General features: G+C 64.4%; 23 protein-coding genes. 5 read left to right on the forward strand and 18 right to left on the reverse strand.

Annotated elements, in window-relative coordinates; all coding sequences use genetic code 11:
• Nucleotides 1–3 precede the first annotated feature (3 nt).
• The 6 genes from K3F49_RS07740 to K3F49_RS07765 form a co-directional block, all read right to left on the reverse strand.
• Nucleotides 4–1,161 (reverse strand): ABC transporter substrate-binding protein, encoded by a 1,158-nt coding sequence (locus K3F49_RS07740; RefSeq protein WP_234680282.1) that lies wholly within the window; start codon nucleotides 1,159–1,161, stop codon nucleotides 4–6.
• Nucleotides 1,162–1,223: 62 nt separating this feature from the next.
• Nucleotides 1,224–1,802, reverse strand: a complete 579-nt coding sequence (locus K3F49_RS07745) for an alkylhydroperoxidase domain protein (protein ID WP_234680283.1) — start codon at nucleotides 1,800–1,802, stop codon at nucleotides 1,224–1,226.
• A gap of 14 nt (nucleotides 1,803–1,816) precedes the next feature.
• A complete protein-coding gene (locus tag K3F49_RS07750; RefSeq protein ID WP_234680284.1) occupies nucleotides 1,817–2,416 on the reverse strand; it encodes a CMD domain protein in 600 nt (199 codons plus the stop codon).
• 32 nt (nucleotides 2,417–2,448) lie between these two features.
• Nucleotides 2,449–3,483, reverse strand: coding sequence for a putative FMN-dependent luciferase-like monooxygenase (locus K3F49_RS07755; protein WP_234680285.1), 1,035 nt, complete (start codon nucleotides 3,481–3,483; stop codon nucleotides 2,449–2,451).
• Nucleotides 3,484–3,614: 131 nt separating this feature from the next.
• On the reverse strand, nucleotides 3,615–4,397 hold the full coding sequence (locus K3F49_RS07760; protein WP_234680286.1) for a MetQ/NlpA family ABC transporter substrate-binding protein: 783 nt from the start codon (nucleotides 4,395–4,397) through the stop codon (nucleotides 3,615–3,617).
• A 175-nt stretch (nucleotides 4,398–4,572) separates the two neighbouring features.
• Nucleotides 4,573–6,015 (reverse strand): MATE family efflux transporter, encoded by a 1,443-nt coding sequence (locus tag K3F49_RS07765; protein ID WP_234680287.1) that lies wholly within the window; start codon nucleotides 6,013–6,015, stop codon nucleotides 4,573–4,575.
• Between the two features lie 154 nt (nucleotides 6,016–6,169).
• Between K3F49_RS07765 and K3F49_RS07770 the strand changes: the two genes are divergently transcribed.
• Nucleotides 6,170–6,745, forward strand: coding sequence for a TetR/AcrR family transcriptional regulator (locus K3F49_RS07770; RefSeq protein WP_234680288.1), 576 nt, complete (start codon nucleotides 6,170–6,172; stop codon nucleotides 6,743–6,745).
• Nucleotides 6,746–6,851: 106 nt separating this feature from the next.
• Here K3F49_RS07770 and K3F49_RS07775 read toward each other — a convergent pair whose 3' ends face one another.
• The 10 genes from K3F49_RS07775 to K3F49_RS07820 all read right to left on the reverse strand — a co-directional run bounded on the left by K3F49_RS07775 (nucleotide 6,852) and on the right by K3F49_RS07820 (nucleotide 15,543).
• The gene (locus K3F49_RS07775; RefSeq protein WP_234680289.1) at nucleotides 6,852–7,139 is read right to left on the reverse strand and encodes a DUF1330 domain-containing protein; all 288 of its coding nucleotides are present in this window, start codon (nucleotides 7,137–7,139) and stop codon (nucleotides 6,852–6,854) included.
• Between the two features lie 10 nt (nucleotides 7,140–7,149).
• Nucleotides 7,150–8,070 (reverse strand): NAD(P)-dependent oxidoreductase, encoded by a 921-nt coding sequence (locus K3F49_RS07780; RefSeq protein WP_234680290.1) that lies wholly within the window; start codon nucleotides 8,068–8,070, stop codon nucleotides 7,150–7,152.
• A gap of 32 nt (nucleotides 8,071–8,102) precedes the next feature.
• Entirely contained in the window at nucleotides 8,103–9,377 is a 1,275-nt protein-coding gene (locus K3F49_RS07785) for an amino acid ABC transporter substrate-binding protein (RefSeq protein WP_234680291.1), read from the reverse strand.
• A gap of 35 nt (nucleotides 9,378–9,412) precedes the next feature.
• A complete protein-coding gene (locus K3F49_RS07790; RefSeq protein ID WP_234680292.1) occupies nucleotides 9,413–10,144 on the reverse strand; it encodes an ABC transporter ATP-binding protein in 732 nt (243 codons plus the stop codon).
• On the reverse strand, nucleotides 10,134–10,898 hold the full coding sequence (locus tag K3F49_RS07795) for an ABC transporter ATP-binding protein (protein ID WP_234680293.1): 765 nt from the start codon (nucleotides 10,896–10,898) through the stop codon (nucleotides 10,134–10,136). Before K3F49_RS07795 ends, K3F49_RS07790 begins: the two co-directional genes overlap by 11 nt.
• Nucleotides 10,895–11,893: a branched-chain amino acid ABC transporter permease gene (locus K3F49_RS07800; protein ID WP_234680294.1), complete on the reverse strand. Its 999-nt coding sequence runs from the start codon at nucleotides 11,891–11,893 to the stop codon at nucleotides 10,895–10,897. Before K3F49_RS07800 ends, K3F49_RS07795 begins: the two co-directional genes overlap by 4 nt.
• Nucleotides 11,893–12,771, reverse strand: a complete 879-nt coding sequence (locus K3F49_RS07805; protein WP_234680295.1) for a branched-chain amino acid ABC transporter permease — start codon at nucleotides 12,769–12,771, stop codon at nucleotides 11,893–11,895. Before K3F49_RS07805 ends, K3F49_RS07800 begins: the two co-directional genes overlap by 1 nt.
• Before the next feature lie 103 nt (nucleotides 12,772–12,874).
• Nucleotides 12,875–13,858: a quinone oxidoreductase family protein gene (locus K3F49_RS07810; protein ID WP_234680296.1), complete on the reverse strand. Its 984-nt coding sequence runs from the start codon at nucleotides 13,856–13,858 to the stop codon at nucleotides 12,875–12,877.
• Nucleotides 13,859–13,889: 31 nt separating this feature from the next.
• Entirely contained in the window at nucleotides 13,890–14,333 is a 444-nt protein-coding gene (locus K3F49_RS07815) for a cupin domain-containing protein (RefSeq protein WP_234680297.1), read from the reverse strand.
• A gap of 46 nt (nucleotides 14,334–14,379) precedes the next feature.
• Nucleotides 14,380–15,543 (reverse strand): zinc-dependent alcohol dehydrogenase, encoded by a 1,164-nt coding sequence (locus K3F49_RS07820; protein WP_234680298.1) that lies wholly within the window; start codon nucleotides 15,541–15,543, stop codon nucleotides 14,380–14,382.
• Between the two features lie 188 nt (nucleotides 15,544–15,731).
• Between K3F49_RS07820 and K3F49_RS07825 the strand changes: the two genes are divergently transcribed.
• The 3 genes from K3F49_RS07825 to K3F49_RS07835 are packed head-to-tail and all read left to right on the forward strand — an operon-like array spanning nucleotide 15,732 to nucleotide 18,405.
• Nucleotides 15,732–16,376, forward strand: a complete 645-nt coding sequence (locus K3F49_RS07825; RefSeq protein WP_234680299.1) for a FadR/GntR family transcriptional regulator — start codon at nucleotides 15,732–15,734, stop codon at nucleotides 16,374–16,376.
• 31 nt (nucleotides 16,377–16,407) lie between these two features.
• On the forward strand, nucleotides 16,408–17,493 hold the full coding sequence (locus K3F49_RS07830) for an LLM class flavin-dependent oxidoreductase (protein WP_234680300.1): 1,086 nt from the start codon (nucleotides 16,408–16,410) through the stop codon (nucleotides 17,491–17,493).
• Nucleotides 17,494–17,520: 27 nt separating this feature from the next.
• Nucleotides 17,521–18,405 carry a polysaccharide deacetylase family protein gene (locus tag K3F49_RS07835; RefSeq protein WP_234680301.1) on the forward strand — a complete coding sequence of 295 codons (885 nt, stop codon included), beginning with the start codon at nucleotides 17,521–17,523 and terminating at the stop codon, nucleotides 18,403–18,405.
• A 5-nt stretch (nucleotides 18,406–18,410) separates the two neighbouring features.
• On the opposite strand, the gene K3F49_RS07840 is transcribed toward K3F49_RS07835, so the two are convergent.
• A complete protein-coding gene (locus tag K3F49_RS07840) occupies nucleotides 18,411–20,732 on the reverse strand; it encodes a molybdopterin guanine dinucleotide-containing S/N-oxide reductase (protein ID WP_234680302.1) in 2,322 nt (773 codons plus the stop codon).
• A gap of 457 nt (nucleotides 20,733–21,189) precedes the next feature.
• Here K3F49_RS07840 and K3F49_RS07845 point away from each other — a divergent pair, with 457 nt between their 5' ends.
• Nucleotides 21,190–22,980: a peptide ABC transporter substrate-binding protein gene (locus K3F49_RS07845; protein WP_234680303.1), complete on the forward strand. Its 1,791-nt coding sequence runs from the start codon at nucleotides 21,190–21,192 to the stop codon at nucleotides 22,978–22,980.
• Between the two features lie 80 nt (nucleotides 22,981–23,060).
• Here K3F49_RS07845 and K3F49_RS07850 read toward each other — a convergent pair whose 3' ends face one another.
• Nucleotides 23,061–23,996: an AraC family transcriptional regulator gene (locus tag K3F49_RS07850; protein ID WP_234680304.1), complete on the reverse strand. Its 936-nt coding sequence runs from the start codon at nucleotides 23,994–23,996 to the stop codon at nucleotides 23,061–23,063.
• Nucleotides 23,997–24,011 lie beyond the last annotated feature (15 nt).

A 24,011-nucleotide genomic window follows, 5' to 3' on the forward strand; every position in this document is an offset into this window, starting at 1 on the left:
ATGTCAGGTCGGCTTGCCGTCCCAAAGCGAGAACTGGCCCTTGCGGACAACGAGTTCTGCATTCATCGCGCCTTTGACGCGGCGGCTCGCGACGTCGAACGTCGCGGCGCCGAAGATCACGCTCGGAACGTCCTTGACCTTGGTGAAGGCGTCGCGGATCGCCTTGCGATCGGTGCCGCCGATCTTCACCACGGCGGCGGCCATGTTCATGGCGTCATAGGCGTAGGCGTTGAAGGCATCGGGCTCGAGCCCGTTGTACTTCTTCTTGAAGCCAGCGATGAATTTCTGCACTTCTGGCCGCGGATCCTCCGGGAAGTAGCGCGTGCCGACGTGAACGTCCTCGACGGCGTCACCGCCGAGCTCGAGGAATTTCGGCGAATAGACCGAGCTCGCGGCGCAGATCACCTGCTTCAACCCGACCTGGCGCGCCTGCCGCGCGATCAGCGCACCGTCGGAATAATAGGAGATCAGGATCAGCCCATCCGGATTGGCGTCGCGGACGCGGACCAGCGTGGAGCGGAAGTCGCGCTCCTCGGCGATATAGCCTTCGGTGATGGCGATCTCCGCGCCAAATTCCTTGGCGGCGTTGTTGAAATAGTCGCGGCTGGTGCGGCCCCAATCGGTGTTGAGGTGCAGCACCGCAAGCTTCTTCAGGCCAAGCTTCTTCACCGCATAGGCCGCCAGCAGCGGCTGCTCGTCGGCCTGGCTCACCGACGTGCTCCACATGAAATCACCGCCCTTGGTGAAATCAGGGTGCGAATTGGTGAAACCGAACTGCACGAGGCCGCCGCGCTGATAGATCGGCGAGGCCGCCATCGAGGCGGGGCTGGAGAAATCGCCGAGCTCCAGCACGATGCGGGGGTCGGAGACGAATTTCTGCGCGATCGCCACCGACTGGCGCGGATCGCTCTGGCTGTCCTCGAAGCTGTAGGCGAGCTTGCGGCCGTTGATGCCGCCGCCGGCCAGGATCTCGTCGAGCGCGAGATCGAAGCCCTGCTTCCACTGCGTGCCATATTGCGCATTCGGCCCCGTGAGCGGCCCGCTGACGCCGAGCAGGATCGGTTCGGCGTTGTCAGCGAAAGCTGCGCGCGAGAGTGATGTTCCCGCGATTGCGGCGGCGAGCGAGCCCTTGATCAGGGTTCGGCGATCGATGTTGCTCATGCACGGCTCCATCCAGTCAGGTGTTACAAACAAAGCAGCAATTCTTGTGCCGGTGAGATTGCCTATTTCGAGGGCTCGCCGAGCGACAGCATCAGCCGGTTCGCCCAGTTGAAGAACGAGGCGCCGTTGATGACGTCGACGATCTCGGCGTCGTCGAGGCCCGCACTGCGCAGCTCCGCGATATTATCAGGGCCGAAGGCGATCGGCGTCGAGGCCAGTGCCACCGAGGCCTTGATCACGGCGTTCCAGCGCGCGCCGAGATCGGCGTTGACGCCTTCATCGAGCAGCTTCTGCACGTCCTCGCGGCGTTTGGAATAGGTGCTGGCGAAGCGCGCATGTACCGAGGCGCAATAGATGCAGCCGTTGTAGCGCGAGGTCGCCGCCGCCGCGAGCTCACGCTCGGCACGCGGCAGGCCGTCGGCGACGTTGTAGAAGATGTCCTTGTCGGTCTTGGTGCGGGCTTCCAGCACCTCGGGATCGCGCACCAGCAGGCGAAAATATTCCGACTTGGCGCGGGCGCGATCGACCAGGCCGGCGAAATGCCGCTCGGTGAGCTCGGCCTCGGGCAGCGGCTCGATCCAGGAGACCCAGCCAAGCTCGTCCTGGGTGAAGACGACGGGCGGATTGACGGTGGCGCTCATGATGCAGCCTCTTCTTACGCGTTTACTGCGGCGAGCGTGCGCAGGCCGCTGATGACCCGCACCTGAAACGACAGAAACGCGACGAGTTGGGAGAAGGTGACGATGCCGGTGTTCGACCAGCCGGCGGCAAGCAGCGCCTTCATGTCGGTGGACGCCGCATCGCGCGGCCGGAACACCAGGAGGTGCGCATGCTCGAGCGCCGCGACGAGCCGGGTGCCGAGAACTGGCATGCTCGCCGCGCTCACCCGATAAATAAGACCGGCCGTGTTCTCGGCCGAGAGCGGGCCGGCAGGGAACGAGCCATACGGACCCGAGGTCTTGCCCCGCGCGATCTCGGCCTCGATCGCTTCAAGCAGGGCCGCCCCACCCGCGCTCGCCACAAGCTTCTCGCGATAGAAAGTCGCAACGGGGGACTCGCCATGGAGACCGGTTACGAAGGCCGCGACCGCGGCCCGCTCGAGCAGCGAGACCTCGCCGGCGTCGATCGGCTCGAACAGGGAGAGATAGCTCTTCTGCGCGTTCTCGCGCGCCTGCAGGCGCTTGGCGCGGATGGTGTCCAGCGCCGACCCGGGCTTGATCCCGGCGAGCGTGTCGATGATGTCAGGCGTACTCATCATAAGGCCTCGTACAATCCAGAAAATCCCGGCTAGCCGGCCAGGGCCACATCAGGCGCGGTCCGGCTCCAGCCCAGCGCCGGCGCGACCTTGTCGGCCACGAGTTCGATCGAGCGCAGCACATAGGGATGCGGCGCATCGACCGAATGGACCTGGAACACCAGATCGGTCACCCGCTCCAGCGTCGCGTCGGTGCGCAGCGAGGCAATGACCTCGTCGGCGCCGCCGACATGGGTGTCAAACGCCGTGATCATCTCCTCCAGCGTCTCGCCCGGAGGAAGGTGACCGCCCTTCATGAACTGCGGCAATGCGCGCCGCAGCCCGATGTCTGCCAGCCGCACCGCCTCGCGATGATCGTCCGCGACGAACACGCTGCGCGACGCCATGATGCGCGGCTCGGCGCCCGGCGGCAGTGCCGCGAGATAGGCATCGATGATCGGGTTCTGGATCTCGGCGAGCGTGGCGTTTGGCGCGTCCTTGGCGCGCGGCTGGGTGCGCGAGAGCAGCAGGCCGTCGCCAGCCTTTCCGGCGCGCGCCCCGCCCGCCACCGAGAACGTCGCCTGCCAGATGCGCTTGTCCAATTGCGGCCGCTGCGGATAGAGCGTGTCGCCGCCGTCGAGCTGTTTGCCCGTCAGCGCCTTGCGGACCACCTCCAGATTGCGCGCGAAGATCTCGTTGCGCTGGGTGCCGTCGAGACCGAAAGCGGCAAACGCGGACGGGTTGCCACCAGTTCCTACGCCGAGCTCGAACCGACCGTTGCAAAGCAGATCAAGCACCGCGGCGTCCTCTGCCACCCGGACCGCACTCTCCAGCGGCAAGGTGACGATGCCGGTGCCGAGGCGAATGCGCGAGGTTTGGGCTGCGACATAGCCGAGGAACGTGAAGGGCGACGGCAGTCCGCCCTCGCGCTCGTGAAAATGGTGCTGCGCGATCCACGCGGAATCGAGCCCCGCCTTCTCGGCCCGCACGATCTGCTCGGCGGCGAAGCGATACCGCTCCGCAGGCGGTGCCTCGTCGAGCAGCCGCGTGAAGAAGCCCAGGCGTTTCAGGTTTGCAAAGCGTTTCATACGACCCCTGTCGGGCGAGGATGGCCACGACCCCGATGATGTCGGTTGCGAGGGCCCAACACAAGCGGGCAATGCGCAAGGCTGCCCGCCGCGACCGGCCTCGTGCGCTGGACCTTGTCTAGGCAGATTGCCTACCAGCTCGGCAGCACTGCGCCCTTGAACTTGGTGAGGATGAACTCCTTCACCTCGGGCGTGTGATAGCTGTCGACCAGGATCTTGACCCAGGGCTTGTCCTTGTCGGCGCTGCGCACCGCGATGAGGTTGACATAGGGCCCCTTCGGGTCCTCGCGCAGGATCGGGTCCTTGACGGGATCGAGGCCCGCCTGGGTTGCATAATTGGTGTTGATCGCGGCTGCGTCGACGTCGTCGAGCGCGCGCGGCGCCTGGGCCGCATCGACCTCGATGAACTTCAGCTTCTTGGGATTCTCGGTGACGTCGAGCACGGTCGGCTTGAAGCCCACACCGTCCTTCAGCTTGATCACGCCCTTGTCGCGCAAGAGCAGCAGCACGCGGCCGCCATTCGTCGGGTCGTTGGGGATCGAGATCTTGCCGCTGTCGGGAATGTCAGCGAAAGCTTTGTGCTTCTTCGAATAGACGCCGATCGGGAAATTCACGGTCAGAGCGACCGACTCGATCTTGTAGCCGCGGTCGGCCTTCTGATTGTCCAGATAAGGCTGGTTCTGGAACGAATTGGCCTGGATGTCGCCGGCATCGAGCGCCGCGTTCGGCACCACATAGTCGGAGAATTCGATGAGCTGGATGTCGAGCCCCTGCTTGGCGGCGACCGGCTTCACGGCCTCGAAGATCTGGGCATGCGGCCCCGGCGTCACGCCGATCTTGATGGTCTCGGCTGATACTGCGGCCGACCATGCGGCCAGCGCCGTTGCGAGGATCAAAGCGGGACGAAACGACATCTTGGTCTCCGTGACTCGACGACAATGAGTGGAACCGTATTCGCTTCTCCGCCGGGCGAAATCAATGAAATGAAAATCCATATTTCCCGCCTGCGGCGGGCAACGCTTCTCCGTTCGCCGCAAAATGGGAAACGAACGCAAATCGGGGCAGATGCAGGCCGCGCGCAAGCCCTTCCTAGGCGCGCGGCTCGGCGCGCCAGGTCGACGGCGACAGCATGATCAGCACGCAGATCACGGCGTAGGCGGCGAGCGACACCGTGACCATGGCGGCGAGCCCGGTCATTCCCGCGCCGAAATACGCAACCGCAATCCAGCCGCCGCCGGCCGCGATCAGGATGCGCGCGACCGCGGACAGCAGAGGACCCATTGCCCGGCCCGTGCCTTGCGCGGCGAACGACGCGACGAAGCCAAAACCCAGCGCGGCATAGGCTGGCGCCACGATGCGCAAGTAGGTCATGCCTTCGCTCACCACGTCCGCGTCGTGGCTGAAGAGATGCAGCCAGGCCGTCGGAAAGATCGCGACCAGGAGGCCGATCGCGCCGGTCATGATCATGCCGGCGGCGCCACTGACCCAGCCGATCCTCTGCGCCCGCGCCGCCTGGCCCGCCCCCATGTTGACGCCGACCATGGTCAGCGTCGCCGTGCTGATGCCGAACAGCAGCGGGATCATGATGTAGTCGAGCCGCGAGGCGATGCCGTAGCCGGCAAGCGCGGAGGTGCCGAACAGCCCGACCGCGCCGGTGACGAGGATGACGGTGAGGTTGGTCAGAACGGCGTTGAACGCAGTAGGGATGCCGACCTTCAACATGTCGCTGAAAATCTTTGCGCGCAGCGGCACGATGTGCAGCCTCAGACCGGATGCCCCCGAGGACATGTAGCGCAGCAGGAACAGCATGGCCGCGCCGTAATAGAGGCCGAAGGCAATGCCGGCGCCGCCGATGCCGAGACTTGGGACTGGTCCGAAGCCGAAGATCAGCAGCGGCGACACCGGGATCGTCACGATCGCGCCGATCAGCGTCACCAGCGCCGGCACCTTGACGTTGCCGGAGCCGCGCAGCGCCGCCGCCTGGAGGTTAACGATCCAGACGGGAATCGCGCCCGCGAACAGATAACTCGAATAGGTGATGGCCGCGTCGAGCGCGCCGTCGCGGCCGCCGAGGGCGCGGAACAACGCCGGGCCGCCGAAGTGCACCCCCAGCGTAAACAGCGCGCCCGCGATGATCGCGAGCACAATGGCGTGGAACAGTGCCGCATCCGCGTCGTCGCGGCGGCCGGCGCCGACCGCGCGCGCCACCGACGAGGCGACGCCTGAGCCGAACCCGCCATTCGACATCATGGTCATCAGCATGAAGATCGGGAATACCAGCGCGGCACCGGCCAGCGCATCGGTGCCGAGATAGCCGACATAATAGGCTTCCGCGATATTGACCGCGGTCTGCGCCACCAGGACGGTCACGGTCGGCAGCGCGAGCTTGAGCAGCGTCGGCAGGATCGGCGCCGTCAGAAGCGCGGCGCGCCGCTGATCGGCGGCTATCGGCGCGGTGCGAGGCGCGGACACGCTGCGAGCGGGCGCCTCCATTGTGGACAAAGGCGATGCGGCGACGTCCTCGACTGACATTCCTGAGGTCCTGTTGTTCTTCGGGCCCGCCGCCGGTGCGTCAGCCATTGTATTATAATCATCATGCTTTATTATGATCGTAATGCAATAGCAAATCGCTCACGATCCCGTGGCCGCGCCTTTCAGGCCGGCCGACAGGAGGGAGTCAGGCCCCATGCGCTACGAAAAGGGACACAAGGACGAGACCCGCCGGCACATCCTGGATGTCGCCTCAGCGCAGTTCCGCGAGAGCGGGATCGCCGCAGTCGGCCTATCCGGCATCATGTCGGAGGCGGGCCTCACCAACGGCGCCTTCTACTCGCACTTCGCCTCCAAGGAGGATCTGGTGCGGGAGGTGCTGATCGACGCGCTCACCCGGCGCGAAGAGCGACACAAGGCCAATCTGGAAAACGGCGTCGCGCTGGAGAGCACGATCCGCGACTATCTCTCGACGCGGCATCGCGACCACGCTGGAACCGGCTGCCCGACCGCCGCACTTGTCGCCGAGATCGCGCGCCATCCGAAGGCGACACGCGATGCCTTCACCGGCAAGGTCGCTGACATCATCGTGCTGATGGCGGAGCAGATCAGGCAGGGCTCCGCCAAGGAGCGGCGACGCAAAGCGATCACGATCTATTCGACCATGGTCGGCGCGCTGCAATTGGCCCGCGCCGTCAACGACAAGGAATTGTCCGATGAAATCCTGGAGAATGCGGTGGAAGCCGCGGTGACAATCGCGAACGAACGCTGACGCGTTCGACAGCCCGATCGCCAACTTCCCCAAGCTCGCTGAGTTCGCACTGGACCCGTCGCCTGAACCTGCTGTCAGGCGACGGTCCGGTTTTCCTCAAGACGATCTAGTCAAGTCCCTCGACCGCCACCATGTGGCGCTCGGACGTGCCAATGGTGTATTTGAGCGCCTCGGAATATTCGGGCGAGTTGTAGCATTTCACCGCGGCATCGAGGCTCGGAAAGCGCGCGACGATGCTGCGTTCGTAATTGCCGCCCTCGAGGATTACCTGCTTGCCACCGCGCGCGAGAAACACGCCGCCATGCTTCTCGATGGCAGGCCCGGCGAGAGCGGCGTACTTCCCGTAAGTTTCGGGATCGGTCACGTGAACGCGTGCGCACCAATAGGCAGACATGGCTCTTCCTTTACGATTGGGAGGACGAAACTGTGGGCGCATCTGCGCCGCTGCGACGGTCGAAGCCGTTGATGTGCTCGAGCACGGCGCAGATCGAGGCGGTGTCGCGCGCCGCAAAGCCGAGCGCCTCGCCCACGTGATAGAGCTGCTCGGCCGCAGCAAAGACCGGCAGTGCGCAGTCGAGCTCGGCGGCGAAACCCGAGATGATGGAGAGATCCTTCAGATGGGTCCGGATGGTCGCGGTCGGATTGTCGTAATTCTCGTCGCGCATCAGCGGCCCGCGCATCTGGAACATGCGTGACGTCCCTGCGCTGTCGGCGAGCGTATCGTAGACCAGGCCTGGATCGATCCCGGCCTTCATGCCGAGCAGCATCGCTTCCGCAGCCGCGGCGTTATGGATCGTCACCAGATGATTGGCGATGTATTTCATGATGCTGCCGGTGCCGAACCGGCCGAGATAGACTTGCCGCCGCGACATCCCAGCGAACGCGGACGCGCATCGCTTGAACGCGTGCTCGTCGCCGCTGCCCAGGATCACGAGATCGCCGGTTGCGGCCTGCGCGCCGGTGCCGCTGACGGGGCAATCGAGCAAGGTCTTGCCAGCGCTCTCCAACACGGCGAAAGCCTCACGCTTGGCCGACAGCGGCAGCGTCGAACATTCAATCAGAATCTGTCCGGAGCCGCTCGCAACGGCGACACCAGCTGCGGCCTCCGCGAGCGCAGCGCTACCGGGCAGCGAGGCAAAGCTGATCCCGGCGGCCTCGACCACGTCCTTCGGCGACGACAGCACCTTGCCGCCCATATCGGAAAGACGATCCCGTGCCGCCGGCACGGGATCGTAGCCAACCACGGCAAAGCCGGCCTTGATCAAATTCCGCGCCATGGCGGAGCCCATGATCCCGATGCCGAGCATGCCGATCGCTTCAGTCATGAATTCTCGTTTCTTCTTTTTGAACGGTCTGGTCAGTTCTGCGCGGCCTTCTGCGCATTGGCGAACGGATAGACCAGGTCACCGGATTTGTACTTCGGCGGGAAGATGATTACTTCCTTGCCGGCCTGGGTGAACTGCTGGATGTCGTTGCCCTTGATGTTGCGGAACTGCACCGCGAACATCCGCGGCTCGACCCACTCGCCATCAGGACCGAAGGCGATATCGCCGACCACGGTCTGGAATGTGTTGCCATGGATGTAGCTGATCAGTTTCTGCTGATCGACGCCGCCGGTCTTGGTCACGGCCTCGCCGAGAACCTGAAGCGCCGAGTAGACGAAGGCCGGCACGTAATAGCCGAGCGCGTCGACGCCGACCTCCGCCGCCTTGGCCTGGTACTTCTTCAGCATGTCCTCGATGCCCGGGAATTTGACCGTCGGCTCGGGGATGTACTGCTCGAAGGAGACGACGCCGTTCAGCGCCTCGCCGAGCTGCTGCTTGATCGCGGCATATTGGGTGCCGACCATGGCGCCCCCGAACACCTTTGGCTCGAGATTGATCTCGTGCGCGGTGCGAATGATGCCGACCGTATCGGACGGATAGGACGCGACGAACACCAGGTCCGGCGACGTCGCCTGCAGCGCCTTCAGCACGGGCGTGAAGTTCACCGTCGTCGGCGGATAGACCTTGTCGTAGACGACGGTCAAGCCGAGCCGCTTGGCCTGCATGCGGGCGCCTTCCAGCGCGTTCTTGGAGAACTCCGCGTCAGCGCCGACCAGCGCCACCGTGGTCGGCTTCGGATCCATCGCGATCGCATTCTCGAAGAAGCCGCGGGTCAGCGAGTCCTTGCCGTTCGGCCCATAGGGCTGGATCTGGAAATAGCCGGGATATTTGAACTGCTCGTTGATGGCGAGCGCGAACATGCCCATGATCAACCGCTTGTGCTGAATGATCGTCGGCATCGCCGGCGCGGTCTGGTTGGTGTTGTTCGACAGCAGCAGATCGACCTTGTCGACGTCGAGCAGCTTGGAATAGATGCCGGGCACGAGACCGGGATTGCTCTGGTCATCATAGGGCACGAGCTCGACCGGCCGGCCAATCAGGCCACCGGCCTTGTTGACCTCGTCGGCCCAGATCTGCGCGCCGAGCAGCGCCGCCTTGCCGTTGCCGGCGAGCGGCCCGGTCAATTGGATGCCGAAGCCGATCTTGATCGGATCAGCCGCGCGCGCCGCATCGCTGGACAGATAGAGCGCGGCAATCATTGTCGAGAGCGCCAAAGCGACGCCCCTCAAGCCAGTCAGCCGAAACATCCTCACGTCGTCCTCCCTGTTTTATATTTTGAGTTCTACATGCCGAGATAATGCTGTCGTATCAGGTCGCTCTGCTGCATTTCTTCAGGGCTCTCGCCCCGGAAAGCGATCTCGCCGTGGACGATCACATAGCCCTTGTCGGCGATCCGCATCGCCTGTGTGAAATTCTGCTCCGCCATCAGCACGGTCAGATGATAGCGCTCCTTGAGCTGCGCGATCATGTCGATGGTGCGGCTGACGAACAGCGGGGCTAAGCCCACCGACGGCTCGTCGACGATCAAGATGCTCGGCGCCGACATCAGCGCGCGCCCCAGCGCCAGCATCTGCTGCTCGCCGCCGCTCATCGTGCCGGCGAGCTGCGCGCGGCGTTCCGCAAGTCGCGGGAACGCCTCATAGCAATAGGCCATGTTGTCCTTCAGCCGCGCCCGTGCCGTCGGACGGTAAGCGCCGAGCAGCAGATTCTCCTCGACCGTCAGGCGCGGAAACAGCCGGCGGCCTTCCGGCACCAGCGCCACGCCGAGATCGATGATCTCCTCGGTCTCCTTGCCGATGAGATCATGCTCCTTGCCGTCGATGGTCGCGACGATGCGGCCCGAGCTCGGCCGCACCGCGCCCATGATGGTCTTGATCAGCGTGCTCTTGCCGTTGCCGTTGGTGCCTAGCAAGATCACCGTCTCACGCGGGGCGACGTTCATGGATACGTTGTGAAGGACGCGAACCGATCCGTAGCCGGCATTGATGTTGTCGATGCGGATGCTACTGGCCAAGATATGCCCCTATCACCCGCTCATCGGCTATCACGTCCTTCGGCGCACCGTCCGCGATCTTCTCGCCGGCGACCAGCACGACCAGCCGCTCGGAGAATGCCATCACCGCGCGCATGATGTGCTCGATGAAGATCACGGCGACGCCGCGCTTGTTCAGCGCGAGCAGCAGCGCCAGGATCTCGTCGACCTCCGAATGCGACAGGCCCGCCAGGGCCTCGTCCGACACCAGCAGCGTCGGGTCCGTCGCCATGGCGCGCGCCAGCTCGAGCTTGCGCATCTCGACCTGGGTCAGATCGCCCGGCAGCCGATGCAGCTTGCCGCCGAGGCCGAATTCGCCGAGCAGCTCCGTGCTGCGCGCACGGATCTGCGGCTCGGTCAGATGCGTGCCGCCGCGCGCGTTAACCGCGTAGACCAGCGGGATGCGAAGATTGTCGAGCAGCGACAGGCTGTGAAACGGCCGCGGCAGCTGGAAGCTGCGCCCGAGCCCGAGCCGTGCGCGTTGATAGGACGAGAGACTGTCGATCGCCCTGCCCGCGAACGAAATCGAGCCGCCATCCGTCTTCAGCGCGCCGCACAGGCAGTTGGTGAGCGTGCTCTTGCCCGAGCCGTTGGGACCGATCAGGCCGAGCCGCTCGCCGGGCCGCACCGCGAGGTCGACATTGTTCAGCGCGACGAAGCCGCCGAAACGCTTGGTGATGCCGCGGGCATCGAGGATCAGATCGTTTGCCACAGCCGGGCTCGCCTCGGTCGTCATGGGCTGCTCCGCTTCTCGGTCACGAGCATCGCCGCGAGCGGATTGGTCTCCGGATCGACCTTCTTGCCCCCTAAGGACCGGATTAGTCCCAGAATTCCGTTCGGCGCGGCGATCACGAAGATCACGAGCAGCACGCCGACCACGAGCAGATTGACCGACGACGAAATCAACACCGTCATGGCCTGCTGCATGGTACCGAGCAGGACCGCCCCGATCACCGGGCCAAGCCAGCTCGTGGTGCCTCCGACCAGCGGCATCGCGACGCTGTTGACGGTGTAGGCCAGGCTGAACGAGGAGGTCGGCTCGACATAGGTCAGATAGAACGGCAGCGGCGCGCCGGCCATTCCCATCAAGGCGCCGCTGATGGCGGCTGCGACCAGCTTGAGCCTCAGCACCGGAACGCCGGAGGCGGCAGCCGCTGTTTCATCGTCGCGAATGGCGGCGAGGCCGAAGCCGAAAGTCGAGCGTTCGATGACGCGCGCGACGATGACGGAAGCGACCGCGAGCACCGTCATCAGGAAGAAGAGATAGGCGACATAACTGCCGAACACCGGAGCATCGGTCGGCCGCATGATGTAGATGCCGCGCGAGCCGCCGACATAATCCCAGTTGGTGATGAAGGTCTGGACCACGACCGAGAGCGCCAGCGTTGCGATGGTGAAGTAGACACCGCGCAGGCGGATCGTCAGATATCCCATGGCCAGCCCGACAGCGCCGCACAGCACGCCTGCAATCGGGATCAGCACCGGAATCGGCAGATCGAGCCATTTGTTCAGCGCCGCGGCGCTGTAAAGCCCGATGGCGAGGAACGCCGTCGTGCCGAAATTGACGTAACCGACATAGCCGCCGAGGATGTTCCAGGCCGTCGCCAGCACGACGTATTGAAGGACGAAGTAGGCGGCGAACACATAGTACTCGTTGGTCACGAAGGTGCTGGCACCGACCAGCGCGACGCCGACCAGGCAGGCAAGCAGGATGAAGCGCCCGTTAGACATCAGGCTCTCCCGAACAGGCCGGCGGGCCTGACCACCAGCGCAATCAGCAGGAAGCCGAACGCGATCGCGGGCGACCAGGACGGACCGTAGAAGGTCGCGGTGATGCTCTCTGCCACGCCGACGATCACGGCCGCGATGAAGGTGCCCGGCAACGAGCCGATGCCGCCGAGGACGCAGATCGCGAAAATTCTCCCGATATAGTCGCGCCCCATCGACGGCTCCACCGGCTGGAGAATGATGAGGAAGGCGCCGGCCAGCGACGCGGTGGCGGTAGATAGCCCGAAGGCGATGCGCTTGATGCGAACAGGCGCGGCGCCCATCAACTGCAGCGCGAATTTGTCCTGCGCCACCGCCATGATGGCGCGCCCGGTGAAGGTGCGCGCGAAGAAGATTTGCAGGCCAACCAGCAGCAGGACGGAGGCCAGGAACGGAATCAGCATCCGGACCGGCAGCGAGACCGGCCCGATATTGTAGGACGGCCCGATATAGGGCGCCTCGACCAGGCGGTAGTCGACGCCGAAGATCAGCTGAAGACCGACCTCGGTGATGAAGAGCAGACCGAAGAAGAACGCGAGGCCGCGGATCAATTGCGTGCCGCGCCGCTCGAAGGCGAATTCATAGGCGGTGTAGAGCAGCGTGCCGAGAAAGTAGAACGGAACGGTCGCGAGCAGGCCAACCAGGATCGGGTCCAACCCGAACTGGGAGTTCAGCACATAGGCGATGAACGAGCCGAGCAGAATGAGCGCCGGATGGGCGATATTGCTGATGCCGAGCATGCCGAACGCGATCGAGATGCCGACCGCCATGGCGGCGTAGAAGCCCCCGACCAGAACGCCGGACACGATCGAATCGAGCAATAGTCCTGCGTATTGTCCCATCCGCTGCCGGCCTCCTCCTGTTGACGTACCCAACCGAAATTATTGTTCTGGTTGTTCTGCGGGGTCTCTCGGAGGCGGGAGCTTGCCGCCTCCGTCGATAAAGTCAGGGCATCAGCAGCGACGACCCCTGGGTTGATCCCGCCTCGAGATCGCGATGGGCCGCGGCCGCCTCGGCGAGCGCATAGCGGTGCCCGATCACCGGCTTGATCACGCCCTTGCCGACGAGGTCGAACACGGCGGCGGCCGATGCCACGAGATCCTCGCGCGCGGCGATGTAAGTCGCAAGTGTCGGCCGCGTATAATAGAGAGATCCGTTCTTCTGGAGCAATGCCGCCTCGAGTGGCGGCGGCGCACCGGTGGTCGCGCCGAAGGTGACGAAGAACCCGCGCGGGGCGAGCGAGGCGAGCGTGGCTTCAAAACTGTCCTTGCCGACGGAATCATAGGCGATCGCGACACCCTTGCCGCCGGTCAGTGCCTTCACCCGCTCGGGGATGCGTTCGTTCCTACGGTCGATCACGGCATCGTAGCCGTGCGCGAGTGCGAGCTCCGCCTTCTTCCCGCCGCTGGTGACGCCGATCATGCGGGCACCGAGATGCTTGCCCCATTGGCCGGCGATCAGGCCGACGCCGCCGGAGGCCGCGTAGAACAGCACCTGCTGCCCCGGCTTGACCGCAACGCAGCGGTTCAAGAGGTACTCCGCCGTCATGCCCTTCATCAGCACGGCCGCTGCGGCCTCGTCACTCACGGATTGCGGAATGGGAGCGAGGCGTGCGGCCGGCATCAGCCGGTGGGTCGCATAAGCGCCCGGCGCCGAGCCGCCATAGGCGACACGGTCGCCGGCCTTGAATTCCGTCACGCCCTCGCCGACGGCCTCGACCACACCCGCGGCTTCGGCGCCGAGTCCGGCCGGGAGATCCAGCGCATAAGAGCCGTCGCGGAAATAGACGTCGATGAAATTGAGGCCGATCGCGGTCTGCCGCATCAGCACTTCGCCCTTGCCCGGCGCGGCCAGTTCGACCGTCTCCAGCTTCAGGACTTCAGGGCCGCCCTGCGCGGCCATGCGAATTGCCTTGGCTTTCGTACCCATCCAAAAATTCCCGTCTGCCGATCCTGCCCGGCTATGATGCCATCTTGATGTCAGCGCCTTGCGGAATCACGAGCCGTGCGCTGTCCGGCACTGCCAGCGCCTTGTTGGCACTGTCGAGGAACTCGACCGTGGTGAACAGCAGATCCGTGGTGCCGATGTTCTCGACCGCGTGCACCATGTACTCGCCGGCACCAAAGGCGAGATGCCTGGTTTCGCCCTTGTAGTGCTCGACATCGACGATGCGGCCATCCTCGAAATAGCCGCGCGCCTTGCCCGGATTGTGCGCGGTCCAGAAATAAGTCAGCACGTGGCGATGAAAGCCACAGCGCTTGCCCGGCGTGATCGACAGGTGCCAGACGCGTACGCGATCGGTCTCCGACACCAGCACGCTGCCGACGCAGCCGCTGTTGCGCCCTTCCTCATATTCGCGCTGCACTTCGACGGGCCAATGAGCGCGGGGATTCGAGTCCGACATGAGCCGTTTCCTTCCAGATGCTAGCAATTGCCGCAGGGCAGCGTCCTCACGCCACTTTCTTCTTCGTCTCGGTCACCGCGCCGCGGGTCTTGATCACGACCTTGATGGCGTCGTCGATGCGATTGCGCGCGTAGTGCAGCGCCATCGGCAGGTCCGCGAGCGGAAATGTGTGGGTATGGATCAGCGTGGCGTCGAAACGCTTTTCCGCCATCAGCGCCATGGCGCGATGCGTCGCGCTCCTGCCCTCGCCACGAATGCCATAGACGTAGATGTTGTTCTTCACGAGCGCACCGATGTCGGCCAGCACCGGCTCATGCGGAAACGCGGCGAGGCAGATCTTGCCACCGCGATTGACCATCTTGGCGGCTTCGTTGATCGCCGTGTCGGTGCCGGCGCATTCGACGACATAGTCGGCGCCGCGCCCCGTCATCTCCTTGACGACCGACACAAGATCTTCGTTGCGCACGTTGACGACGCGATCTGCGCCAAGCTTGGTGCCGATCGCAAGCCGGGCGTCGCGGGTACCCGACAGAATCACGGGGCTCGCGCCGAGCGCTTTCGCAACGGCCACAGCGAGAAGCCCGATCGGGCCGGGTCCGGTAACGACCACGCTCTCCCCGGCAACGAGGCCGCCGAGCTCGGTGAGGCCGTACATCGAGGTCCCGGCGGTGACCACCAGCGTCGCCTCCTCGTCGCTCATGTCGTCGGGCACGCGCGACAGCGTATTGATGTGGTTGACGGCATATTCGGCGAAGCCGCCATCGGTGGTGAAGCCGTTGGCGCGATGGCCCTTGTCGACATCGCCGTAGTTCAGGCCGTAGTTGTGGCAGGAGGTGTACATGCCCTGCCGGCAGCGCTTGCACTGGCCGCAGCCGGCGTGGATCTCGACCGTGACGCGCTCGCCGATCCGGTATTCGTCGACGCCGGGACCAAGCGCTGCCACCGTGCCCATATATTCGTGTCCGGGCGTAAAGTTCTTGTTGAAGGGCGGACCACCCTGGATCAGCGCCGGCGTGCCGTGCTCGATGATCTCCAGATCCGTTGCGCAGATCGCAACCGCATCGATGCGCACGAGCACTTCCGCGCGCTTCGGCATCGGCACCGGCTTTTTGCTGAGGCGGAGCTGGCCGGGGTCGCCCAGCACCCAGGCCTTCATCATGTCGGGAATCGGCATGTCGGTTGACGTGCGAACGTCAGCAGCCTCGACCATCGCAACGATCCCTCACCTATTGGTCAACCAATTTTACAATTGGCTTTTTGATTGGTTGAAGCCTCGCTTTCAAATCCGCTGCTGTCAACGTCAAACTTTCATCACTGTCGTTTTGGTCTTGCATTTGTGAACACAATGCGCGCGAAATAGAGATTGGTTGATATTGGTTGCAACAGAGGATTGGACCGGTGTTCGATTTGTTGGCTCGATTGACTGAAGGCGGTCCCGGCACGCGCCTTCCGCCGGAGCGACAACTCGCCGTGCAGTTCGGCGTTTCGCGCAACGAGATCCGCAAGGCGCTCGCGCGCCTCGAGCTGGACGGCCGCCTCTCGCGCGAGGTCGGCCGCGGCACTTTTATCCGCGCGCCCGCGAACAACGGCAGCGCCAATCTCGCCGCACTGCGCGACAGCACCAGCCCGCGCAACGCGATGGAGGCAAGGCTCGTGCTGGAGCCGGAGATCGCCAGCCTCGCCGCGGTCAACGCCACCTTCAAGCAGATCGAAGGCATGCGCGTGCTGGCGCGGCAGATGCGCGAGGCCGAGACGTGGAAGGACTACGAAACGCTGGACGGGCGACTGCACCGCCTGATCGCGGAGGCGACCGGAAATCCGCTGTTGTCGGCGATCCATCAGACGGTCGACGACGTCCGGCGCGCGGTGGTGTGGCGATGGCTCGATACCAGGCCGGAGCGTCCGCCGGAGGACTATTCCTCCTTTGCCGAGCACGACGCATTGATCGACGCGATCGAGCAGCGCGATCGCGCGCGCGCAATGGAAGCAATGCGCCGACATCTGCGAACCACCGTCGACAAGCTGATGGGAACGCAGGCCTGACGTCCCATATAAAAACAACAAGGTGCCGGCTATGAAACTGGGCTTCTTCACGATGCCGATCCATCCGCTGGAGAAGGACTGGCGACAGTCCCTGGCTGAGGATCGCGAAGCGTTTCTGCTCGCCGACGAGCTCGGCTTCAGCGAGGCCTATGTTGGCGAGCACGTCACCGACCAGGCCGAGAACATCACCTCCTGCATCGCGTTCCTGGCCTGGATTGCGGCCGCGACGAAGCAGATCAAGCTCGGCACCGGCACCGTCAATATGCCGAACGTTCATCCGGCGACGGTTGCTGCTACTATCGCGATGCTGGACCACATGCTCGACGGCCGCCTGATCTTCGGCATCAGCCCGGGCGGCCTGCTCTCCGACGCGGAACTGTTCGGTACACTCGAGCGCGATCGCAACGCCATGTTCCTCGAGGCGATCAATCAGGTCTTGCAGATCTGGAACAGCGAGCCGCCCTACAATATCAAGGGCCAGTTCTGGAACATCACGACCGAGAAGACGCTGATGGCCGACATCGGCCAGGGTTTTATCGCGCAGCCCCTGCAGCGGCCGCATCCGCCGATCGTCGTCACCGCCGTCGCCCCCTTCTCCAAAGGCGTCACCGAAGCCGCCGCGCGCGGCTGGGATCCGATCTCGGCCAACTTCCTGATGCCGATGTGGGTGAAGAGCCACTGGCCGAAATATGTCGAGGGGTGCGAGCGCGTCGGCAGGACGGTCGATTCCGGCAATTGGCGGGTGGCGAAGAGCGTGTTCGTGGCGAACGACATGGCGACCGCCAAGGCTTACGCCACCGATCCCGACAGTCCTTACGTCTATTACTACCGCTCGCTCTTCACCAAGCTGAAGCACAACGGCCGCATCGAGCTGTTCAAGACGCGCCGCGACCAGCCGGACGACGAGGTCACGCTCGACTCGGTCTGCGAGAAGCTCATCATTTATGGCACGCCCGACAGCGTCGCCGACCAGATCCTGGCGTTTCAGGAGGAGGTCGGCGAGTTCGGCACGCTGCTCTACGCCGGCAAGGACTGGCGCGATCGCGAGCTCGGACGCCGCTCGATGATCCTGATGGCCGAGCAGGTGATGCCGCGCGTCACCGCCGGCGGACGATAGTTTCAGCTCTAAGGCAGGAGGCTCGCGATGGCCCTCAGTGACCGCATTCCCTATCAGGCCCTGATCGACCGGCCGAAGCTAAAGCTGCCGGACGGCAAGCGGCTCGCGGTGTGGGTGATCCTCAATGTCGAGGAATGGCGGATCGAGAACGCCATGCCGCGCGTCGTCTTGAGCCCGCCGATGGGTCAACCACTGCTGCCCGACGTGCCGAACTGGTCGTGGCACGAATACGGCATGCGCGCGGGCTTCTGGCGCCAGTTCAAGGCGCTGACGGATCGCAACATGAAGGTGACGCTGGCTGCGAATGCCGATGTCTGCAATGCCTATCCGCGTGTTGCTTCCGCCGCGCGCGAGGCCGGCTTCGAGTTCATGGGCCACGGCTTCATGCAGGGACCGATGCACCGGCTTCCCGACCAGGCCGATGCAATCAAGCGCTCGGTCGAGACCATCGCAGAGTTCACCGGGCGCGCGCCGCGCTCATGGGAGTCTCCAGGCCTGACCGAGACCGAGGAAACGCTCGACCTGCTGCGCCTCAACGGCATCGAATATGTCGCCGACTGGGTGATCGACGATCTGCCGCAGGACATCGCGACGCCGCACGGCACCATCACGACAATCCCCTACACGGTCGAGACCAACGACATCGTCGTCCACGCGCTGCAGCATCTGCCGTCCGACCAGTTCTTGAAGCGCGGCATCGATCAATTCGACCGGCTGTATCTCGAGGGCGCCGACAATGCGCGGGTGATGGCGATCTCGATCCATCCCTACATCACCGGCGTTCCGCACCGGATCAAATACCTCGAACAGCTGCTCGACTACGTCATCGGCCACGACGGCGTCGCACTGATGACGGCGAGCGAGATCGGCGACTGGTATCGCGCGGAGATGACGCGGATCGCACGCGGCTAGCTGCGCTACACCGGATCGAACGCCCGGATCGGCGGCAGATTGCCGCTGAACTTTTCCACCTCCACCCTGGTGAGCTGGCCGGTGCAGCCCTGCGCAAAGGAGGAGGTGCCGATGTCGCGGGTCAGCACGTTGGGATTGCCGTGGACGCAGAGCGGCGCCTCGTCTTCCGGGTCCATCGGGTCATACCAGGCGCCGGTCGGCAGTTGCACGACACCGGGCGCGATGCCGTCAGTGACGTGTACAGCGGCAAGGCAGGCGCCGCGTTCGTTGAACAGGCGGATGATGTCGCCATCCTTGATGCCGCGCGCGTTCGCATCGCGCGGGTTCATGCGCGCGACCTCGCGGCCGCGATGTTTTGCCGCGATCGAATGCCCGCCGAAGTCGAGCTGGCTGTGCAGCCGCGTCACGGGCTGATTGGCGACGAGGAAGCACGGCGCGCCCGGTTTGGGCATGTCGCTCTTCTCGAGCCAGACCGGATGTCCCGGACAATCCGCATCGCCATGGCCGGCAATCTTCGCCGAGTAAATCTCGATGCGTCCGCTCGGCGTTGGCAGTGCGTGCGCGACCGGATCCTCGCGGAAAGAACGCAGCCGGCCGCCATCGTCCGGCTGCTGCGGCACGACCAGGCTGCCGCGCTGCCAGAATTCCTCGAAGCTCGGCGCCTCCAGGCCGCGTTTGGCGAGAGAGGCGCGGGTCGGCTCGTAGAGATGCTTCAGCCACTCTCGCGACGTGCGCCCCTCGGTGAAGGGCTCGCGGGCGCCGAGGCGATCGGCGAGATCGGCAAAGATCTCGTAGTCGTCGCGCGCCAACCCGAACGGCTCGGCGATGCGGTGCATCGCGACCATCAGTGGATCGTTGCTGGAATAGCCGATGTCCTCGCGCTCGAGCGTCATGGTTGAGGGCAGCACGATGTCGGCGTGGCGCGCCGTCGCGGTCCAGGCGAGCTCGTGCACGACCAGCGTATCGACTTTCGCGAAGGCCTTGCGCAGCCGGTTAATGTCCTGGTGATGATGGAAAGGATTGCCGCCGGCCCAATAGACCAGGCGGATATCCGGATAGCTGCGCGTCTCGCCATTGTAGCGATAGGTGTTGCCGGGATTGAGCAGCATGTCGGCGATGCGCGCCACCGGAATGAAATCACGGACGCCGTTGCGGCCCTGCCCCAGCGTCGGCCCGGGCACGTCGTTGACGCGGCGGCCATAATAGCCGATCGCTCCCAGCGAATAGGCGTAGCCGCCGCCGGGAAGGCCGATCTGGCCCAGCGCTGCCGCCAGCACCATGCCCATCCACACCGGCTGCTCGCCATGTTCGGCGCGCTGAAGCGAATGCGAGACGGTGATGAGCGCGCGCTTGCCGGCAAGGCGCCGCGCCAGCGTGCGGATCGCGTTCGCGTCGATGCCGCAGATCGCGGCCGCCCATTCGGCGTGCTTGGGCCGTCCGTCGCTCTCACCGGTGAGATAGCGCAGGAAAACGGGCCAGCCCTCGGTGTAACGATCGAGGAAGGGCTGGTCGTGCAGGCCCTCAGCGACCAGCGTGTGGACGATGCCGAGCATCAGCGCGGTATCGGTACCGGGGATGCATGTCATCCATTCCGCACCGGCCTCGACGGGCAGATCCTCGCGCAGCGGGCTCATCAGGATGAACTCGCAGCCGCGCTTCCGAGCCGCTTCCATGGCGCCGCGCTCGACATGCTTGCTGATCGAGCCGCCGGCCACCATCGAGTTTTTCAGCGCCATGCCGCCGAACGCGAGCACGATCTCGGTTTTGGCCGCGATCTGCTGCCAGGTGACGTTGCGCTTGGTGATGTCTTCGTAGCCGGCGAGAATCTGCGGCAGCAGCACCGAGGACGCGCCGGAGGAATAGGAATTCACCGAGCGGACATAGCCGCCCATCGCGATGTTGAGGAAGCGATGCACCTGGCTCTGCGCGTGATGCAGCCGGCCCGCGCTCGACCAGCCATAAGAACCACCGAACACGGCGCCGGGGCCGCGCGTGTCGCGGATGCGCATAAGCTCGTCGCCGAGCAGGTCCAGTGCCTTCTCCCAGCTGACGGAGACGAATTCGTCGCGGCCGCGCCTGCTATCGGGACCGGGCCCGCGCTCGAGCCAGCCGCGGCGGATCGCGGGCTGGGCGATGCGCGCCTGGTGGCGCAACGCGCCGGGGAAATTGTCGATGATGCCGTTCGGATCGGGATCGCCGCCATACGCTCTGACCTCGAGGCCAGCCTCACCGTTGCGTGCCGAAAACACGCCCCAATGCGAGGTGTGCGGCTTGAAGCCATCCGACAAATCTAGACCGGGGTCGGGGAAGCCAATCGTATCGTCCATCGCGTGGCCCTCATCTCAGGACCCGCCGTGCAGGCGGCCCCGGTCGCAATCAGGGCGCCAATATAATGAGGCGCCCGCGTTGAGGGCAACGGATTACCGATGCCTGGAACCCAGAGCATAGCGGCGTCCCGCTGGCCGCACGGCGTCTCTTCAAGGCACCCGGCCTCTCCTCGTCATTGCGAGCGCAGCGAAGCAATCCAGACTGTCTCCGCGGAGAGACCCTGGATTGCTTCGCTGCGCTCGCAATGACGGAGCAAGGTGCGACAGCATTAATCTTCCATTTGCGTCCGAAATTGCAGACACGCCTTCGCGTTCTTCGGGTGCCGGAGGCACCCGCGTTCCGCAGCCGTCATTTCGCCGCAGGGCATTCCGACGTTGTCGGCATTGCCGCCTCGTCCCTGATGCAACATGATGGGGCGCCGGTGACGACTGTTCTTTGACGGTTGGAGGTCATCTGATGGACGAAAACGACATCCGCGGCTTCATCGCCGAGGTGAAGCAAGGCACGCTCTCGCGACGCTCGTTCATCCAGACCATGGCTGCGGTCGGGATCGCAGCGCCCGTCGCGAGCCAGATCCTGCTCTGGAACGACGTGGCGATGGCGGATGCCACGCTGGCCTACAAGCCGACCAAGGCCGGCGGCGGCGGTCCGCTCAAGCTCCTGCTCTGGCAGGCCCCGACGCTGCTCAATCCGCATTTCGCGCTCGGCACCAAGGACCAGGTCGCCTCGCGTGTCTTTTTCGAGCCGCTCGCCGGCTGGGACAAGGAAGGCAACCTCATCCCCTGCCTCGCCGCTGAGGTCCCGACCAAGGCGAACGGCGGACTCTCCGCCGACGGCACCACCGTGGTCTGGAAGCTGAAGCAGGGCGTGCAATGGCACGATGGCAAACCCTTCACCGCCGACGACGTCGTCTTCACCTGGCAATACGCCGCGGACCTTGCCACCGCCGCCTACACCACGGGGTCCTATCAGAACATCACGGTCGAGAAGATCGACGACCACACCGTCAAGGTGATCTTCAAGGCCCCAACGCCGTTCTGGGCCGATCCCTTCGTCGGCTCGGTCGGCCAGATCCTGCCGAAGCATCACTTTGGCGACTATGTCGGCGCGAAATCGCGTGACGCGCCCGGGAATCTGAAGCCGGTCGGCACCGGTCCCTATAAATTCGTCGAGTTCAAGCCGGGCGATCTGGTCCGGGCCGAACGCAACCCCGACTATCACGTCAAGAACCAGCCGTATTTCGACACGTTCGAGATCAAGGGCGGTGGCGACGCGGTCTCCGCGGCGCGCGCCGTGCTGCAGACTGGCGAATACGACTATGCCTGGAACCTGCTGGTGGAGGACGAGATCCTCAAGCGCATGGAGACCGGCGGGAAAGGCAAGGTGGAGTTCACAATCTCCGGCGGCGTCGAGTTCATCATCCTCAACACGACCGACCCCTGGTCCGAGGTCGACAGCGAACGCTCCAGCGCCAAGACGAAACACCCGACGCTGTCCGACCCGGCCGTGCGCCGGGCGCTCAACCTGCTGATCGACCGCGACGGGATTCAGAAATTCATCTACGGCCGCGCCGCCATCGCAACCGCAAGCTTCGTCAACCAGCCCGGCCAATTCAAGTCGGGCAAGCTGAAATACGAATTCAACGTCGACAAGGCGAACAAGATTCTCGACGAGGCCGGCTGGAAGACGGGCGCCGACGGCATCCGTGAGAAGGACGGCAAGAAGCTCAAATACGTGTTCCAGACGTCGATCAACGCGCCACGCCAGAAGACGCAGGCCATCATCAAGCAGGCTTGCCAGAAAGCTGGCATCGAGATCGAGCTCAAATCGGTCACCGCATCGGTGTTCTTCTCCTCCGACGTCGGCAACCCCGACACCTACTCGAAATTCTATTGCGACATCGAGATGTACAACACGACGATGCCGCAGCCCGATCCGGAGCGATTCCTGAACCAATGCGTCTCCTGGGAGATCTCCAACAAGGAGAACAAATGGCTCGGCCGCAACGTCTCGCGCTGGTCCGATCCCGAAGCGGACAAGGCCTACAAGGCCGCGCAACAGGAGCTCGACCCGGTCAAGCGCGCCGCGCTGCTGATCAAGGTCAATGAGATCTTCTGCGAGGCCAACATCTTCCTGCCGCTGCTGTCGCGCTACATCACCGGCGGCGCTGTCAACAACCTCATGACCGACATCTCGGGGTGGGACGTCACGACGTGGAACGTAGCGAGCTGGTATCGGAGCACGTAGGATAGGTAGAGCGGGTAGCGAAACCCATCTCGCTCTCGCGATGACGAAGCATGATGGGTTTCGCAAGTGCTCTACCCATCCTACGAATCCGACTCCGTCATTCTCAGCGCGCCGGGCCGCATGCCGTATTTGCGCATGATGGCCTTGCTCAGGGCGCTCTCGGACGCATACCCGACCTCGTCCGCGATCTTCGCGATCGAATCGGACGTGCCCGCCAGCCGCTTGCGCGCGATCGCCAATCTCAGATCGGACAGGAACGTCATCGGCGCGACGCTTGCGCGCTTCTGAAAGGCGCGCACCAGCGTTGCGCGCGAGGCGATCGCGACCGCCGCCATTTTGTCGAGCGTCCAGTCGCGGGCGAGATCGCCAAGGATCGCCAGCACGACGCGCGCCGTGGTGCGGTCCTGCAACAGCGAAAGCGTCCCATTCCCGGACGCCTGCTCCGTCAGATGGTCGCGGAGCATCATGACGAACAGGGCTCTCGCGAGGTCTGCAGCGACCATCTCAGATCCGGCCCGCCCCAACTCCAGCTCTTCGCGGATGTCGAGCAACAGGCGCCGAAACCTTTCCAGCAACGGCTCTCCTGCCGTGCGCAGGATGATCTCGTCGGGAAGCGCAGCGATCAGGGGATTCTCGTCCGATTTTTCGAATAGGAAGCGGCCGCACAGCAGCTCGGTATCAACCGCGGCATCGAGCGTAGCGCGCTGACGGACACCGTTACGCACGTCGGTCGAAACCCGTCCGGCAGCGCCCTTCACCTCGCTGCGCACCAGGTGACTGTCGCCGTGCGGAAACAGGAGAATGTCGCCGGCTTCCAGCCTTTGCAAACCCAGCCCCGGCCGCTCGACCACGCAGGAGCCGCGCGTCACCATGTGGAATTGCGCCCATCCCCGGCCGTTCGGCGCGTGCAGCGACTCCCAGCTGCCACCGAACCTGCAGGAATCGTCGATCACGGGACGGATCCTGAACAGCGGCACCATCGCATTCAACAGTTCGGCTGCTTCAGCCTCCGACATTCGCACTCCTTGATC

The sequence above is a fragment of the Bradyrhizobium monzae genome (genome assembly GCF_021458635.1).
Taxonomy (GTDB): domain Bacteria; phylum Pseudomonadota; class Alphaproteobacteria; order Rhizobiales; family Xanthobacteraceae; genus Bradyrhizobium.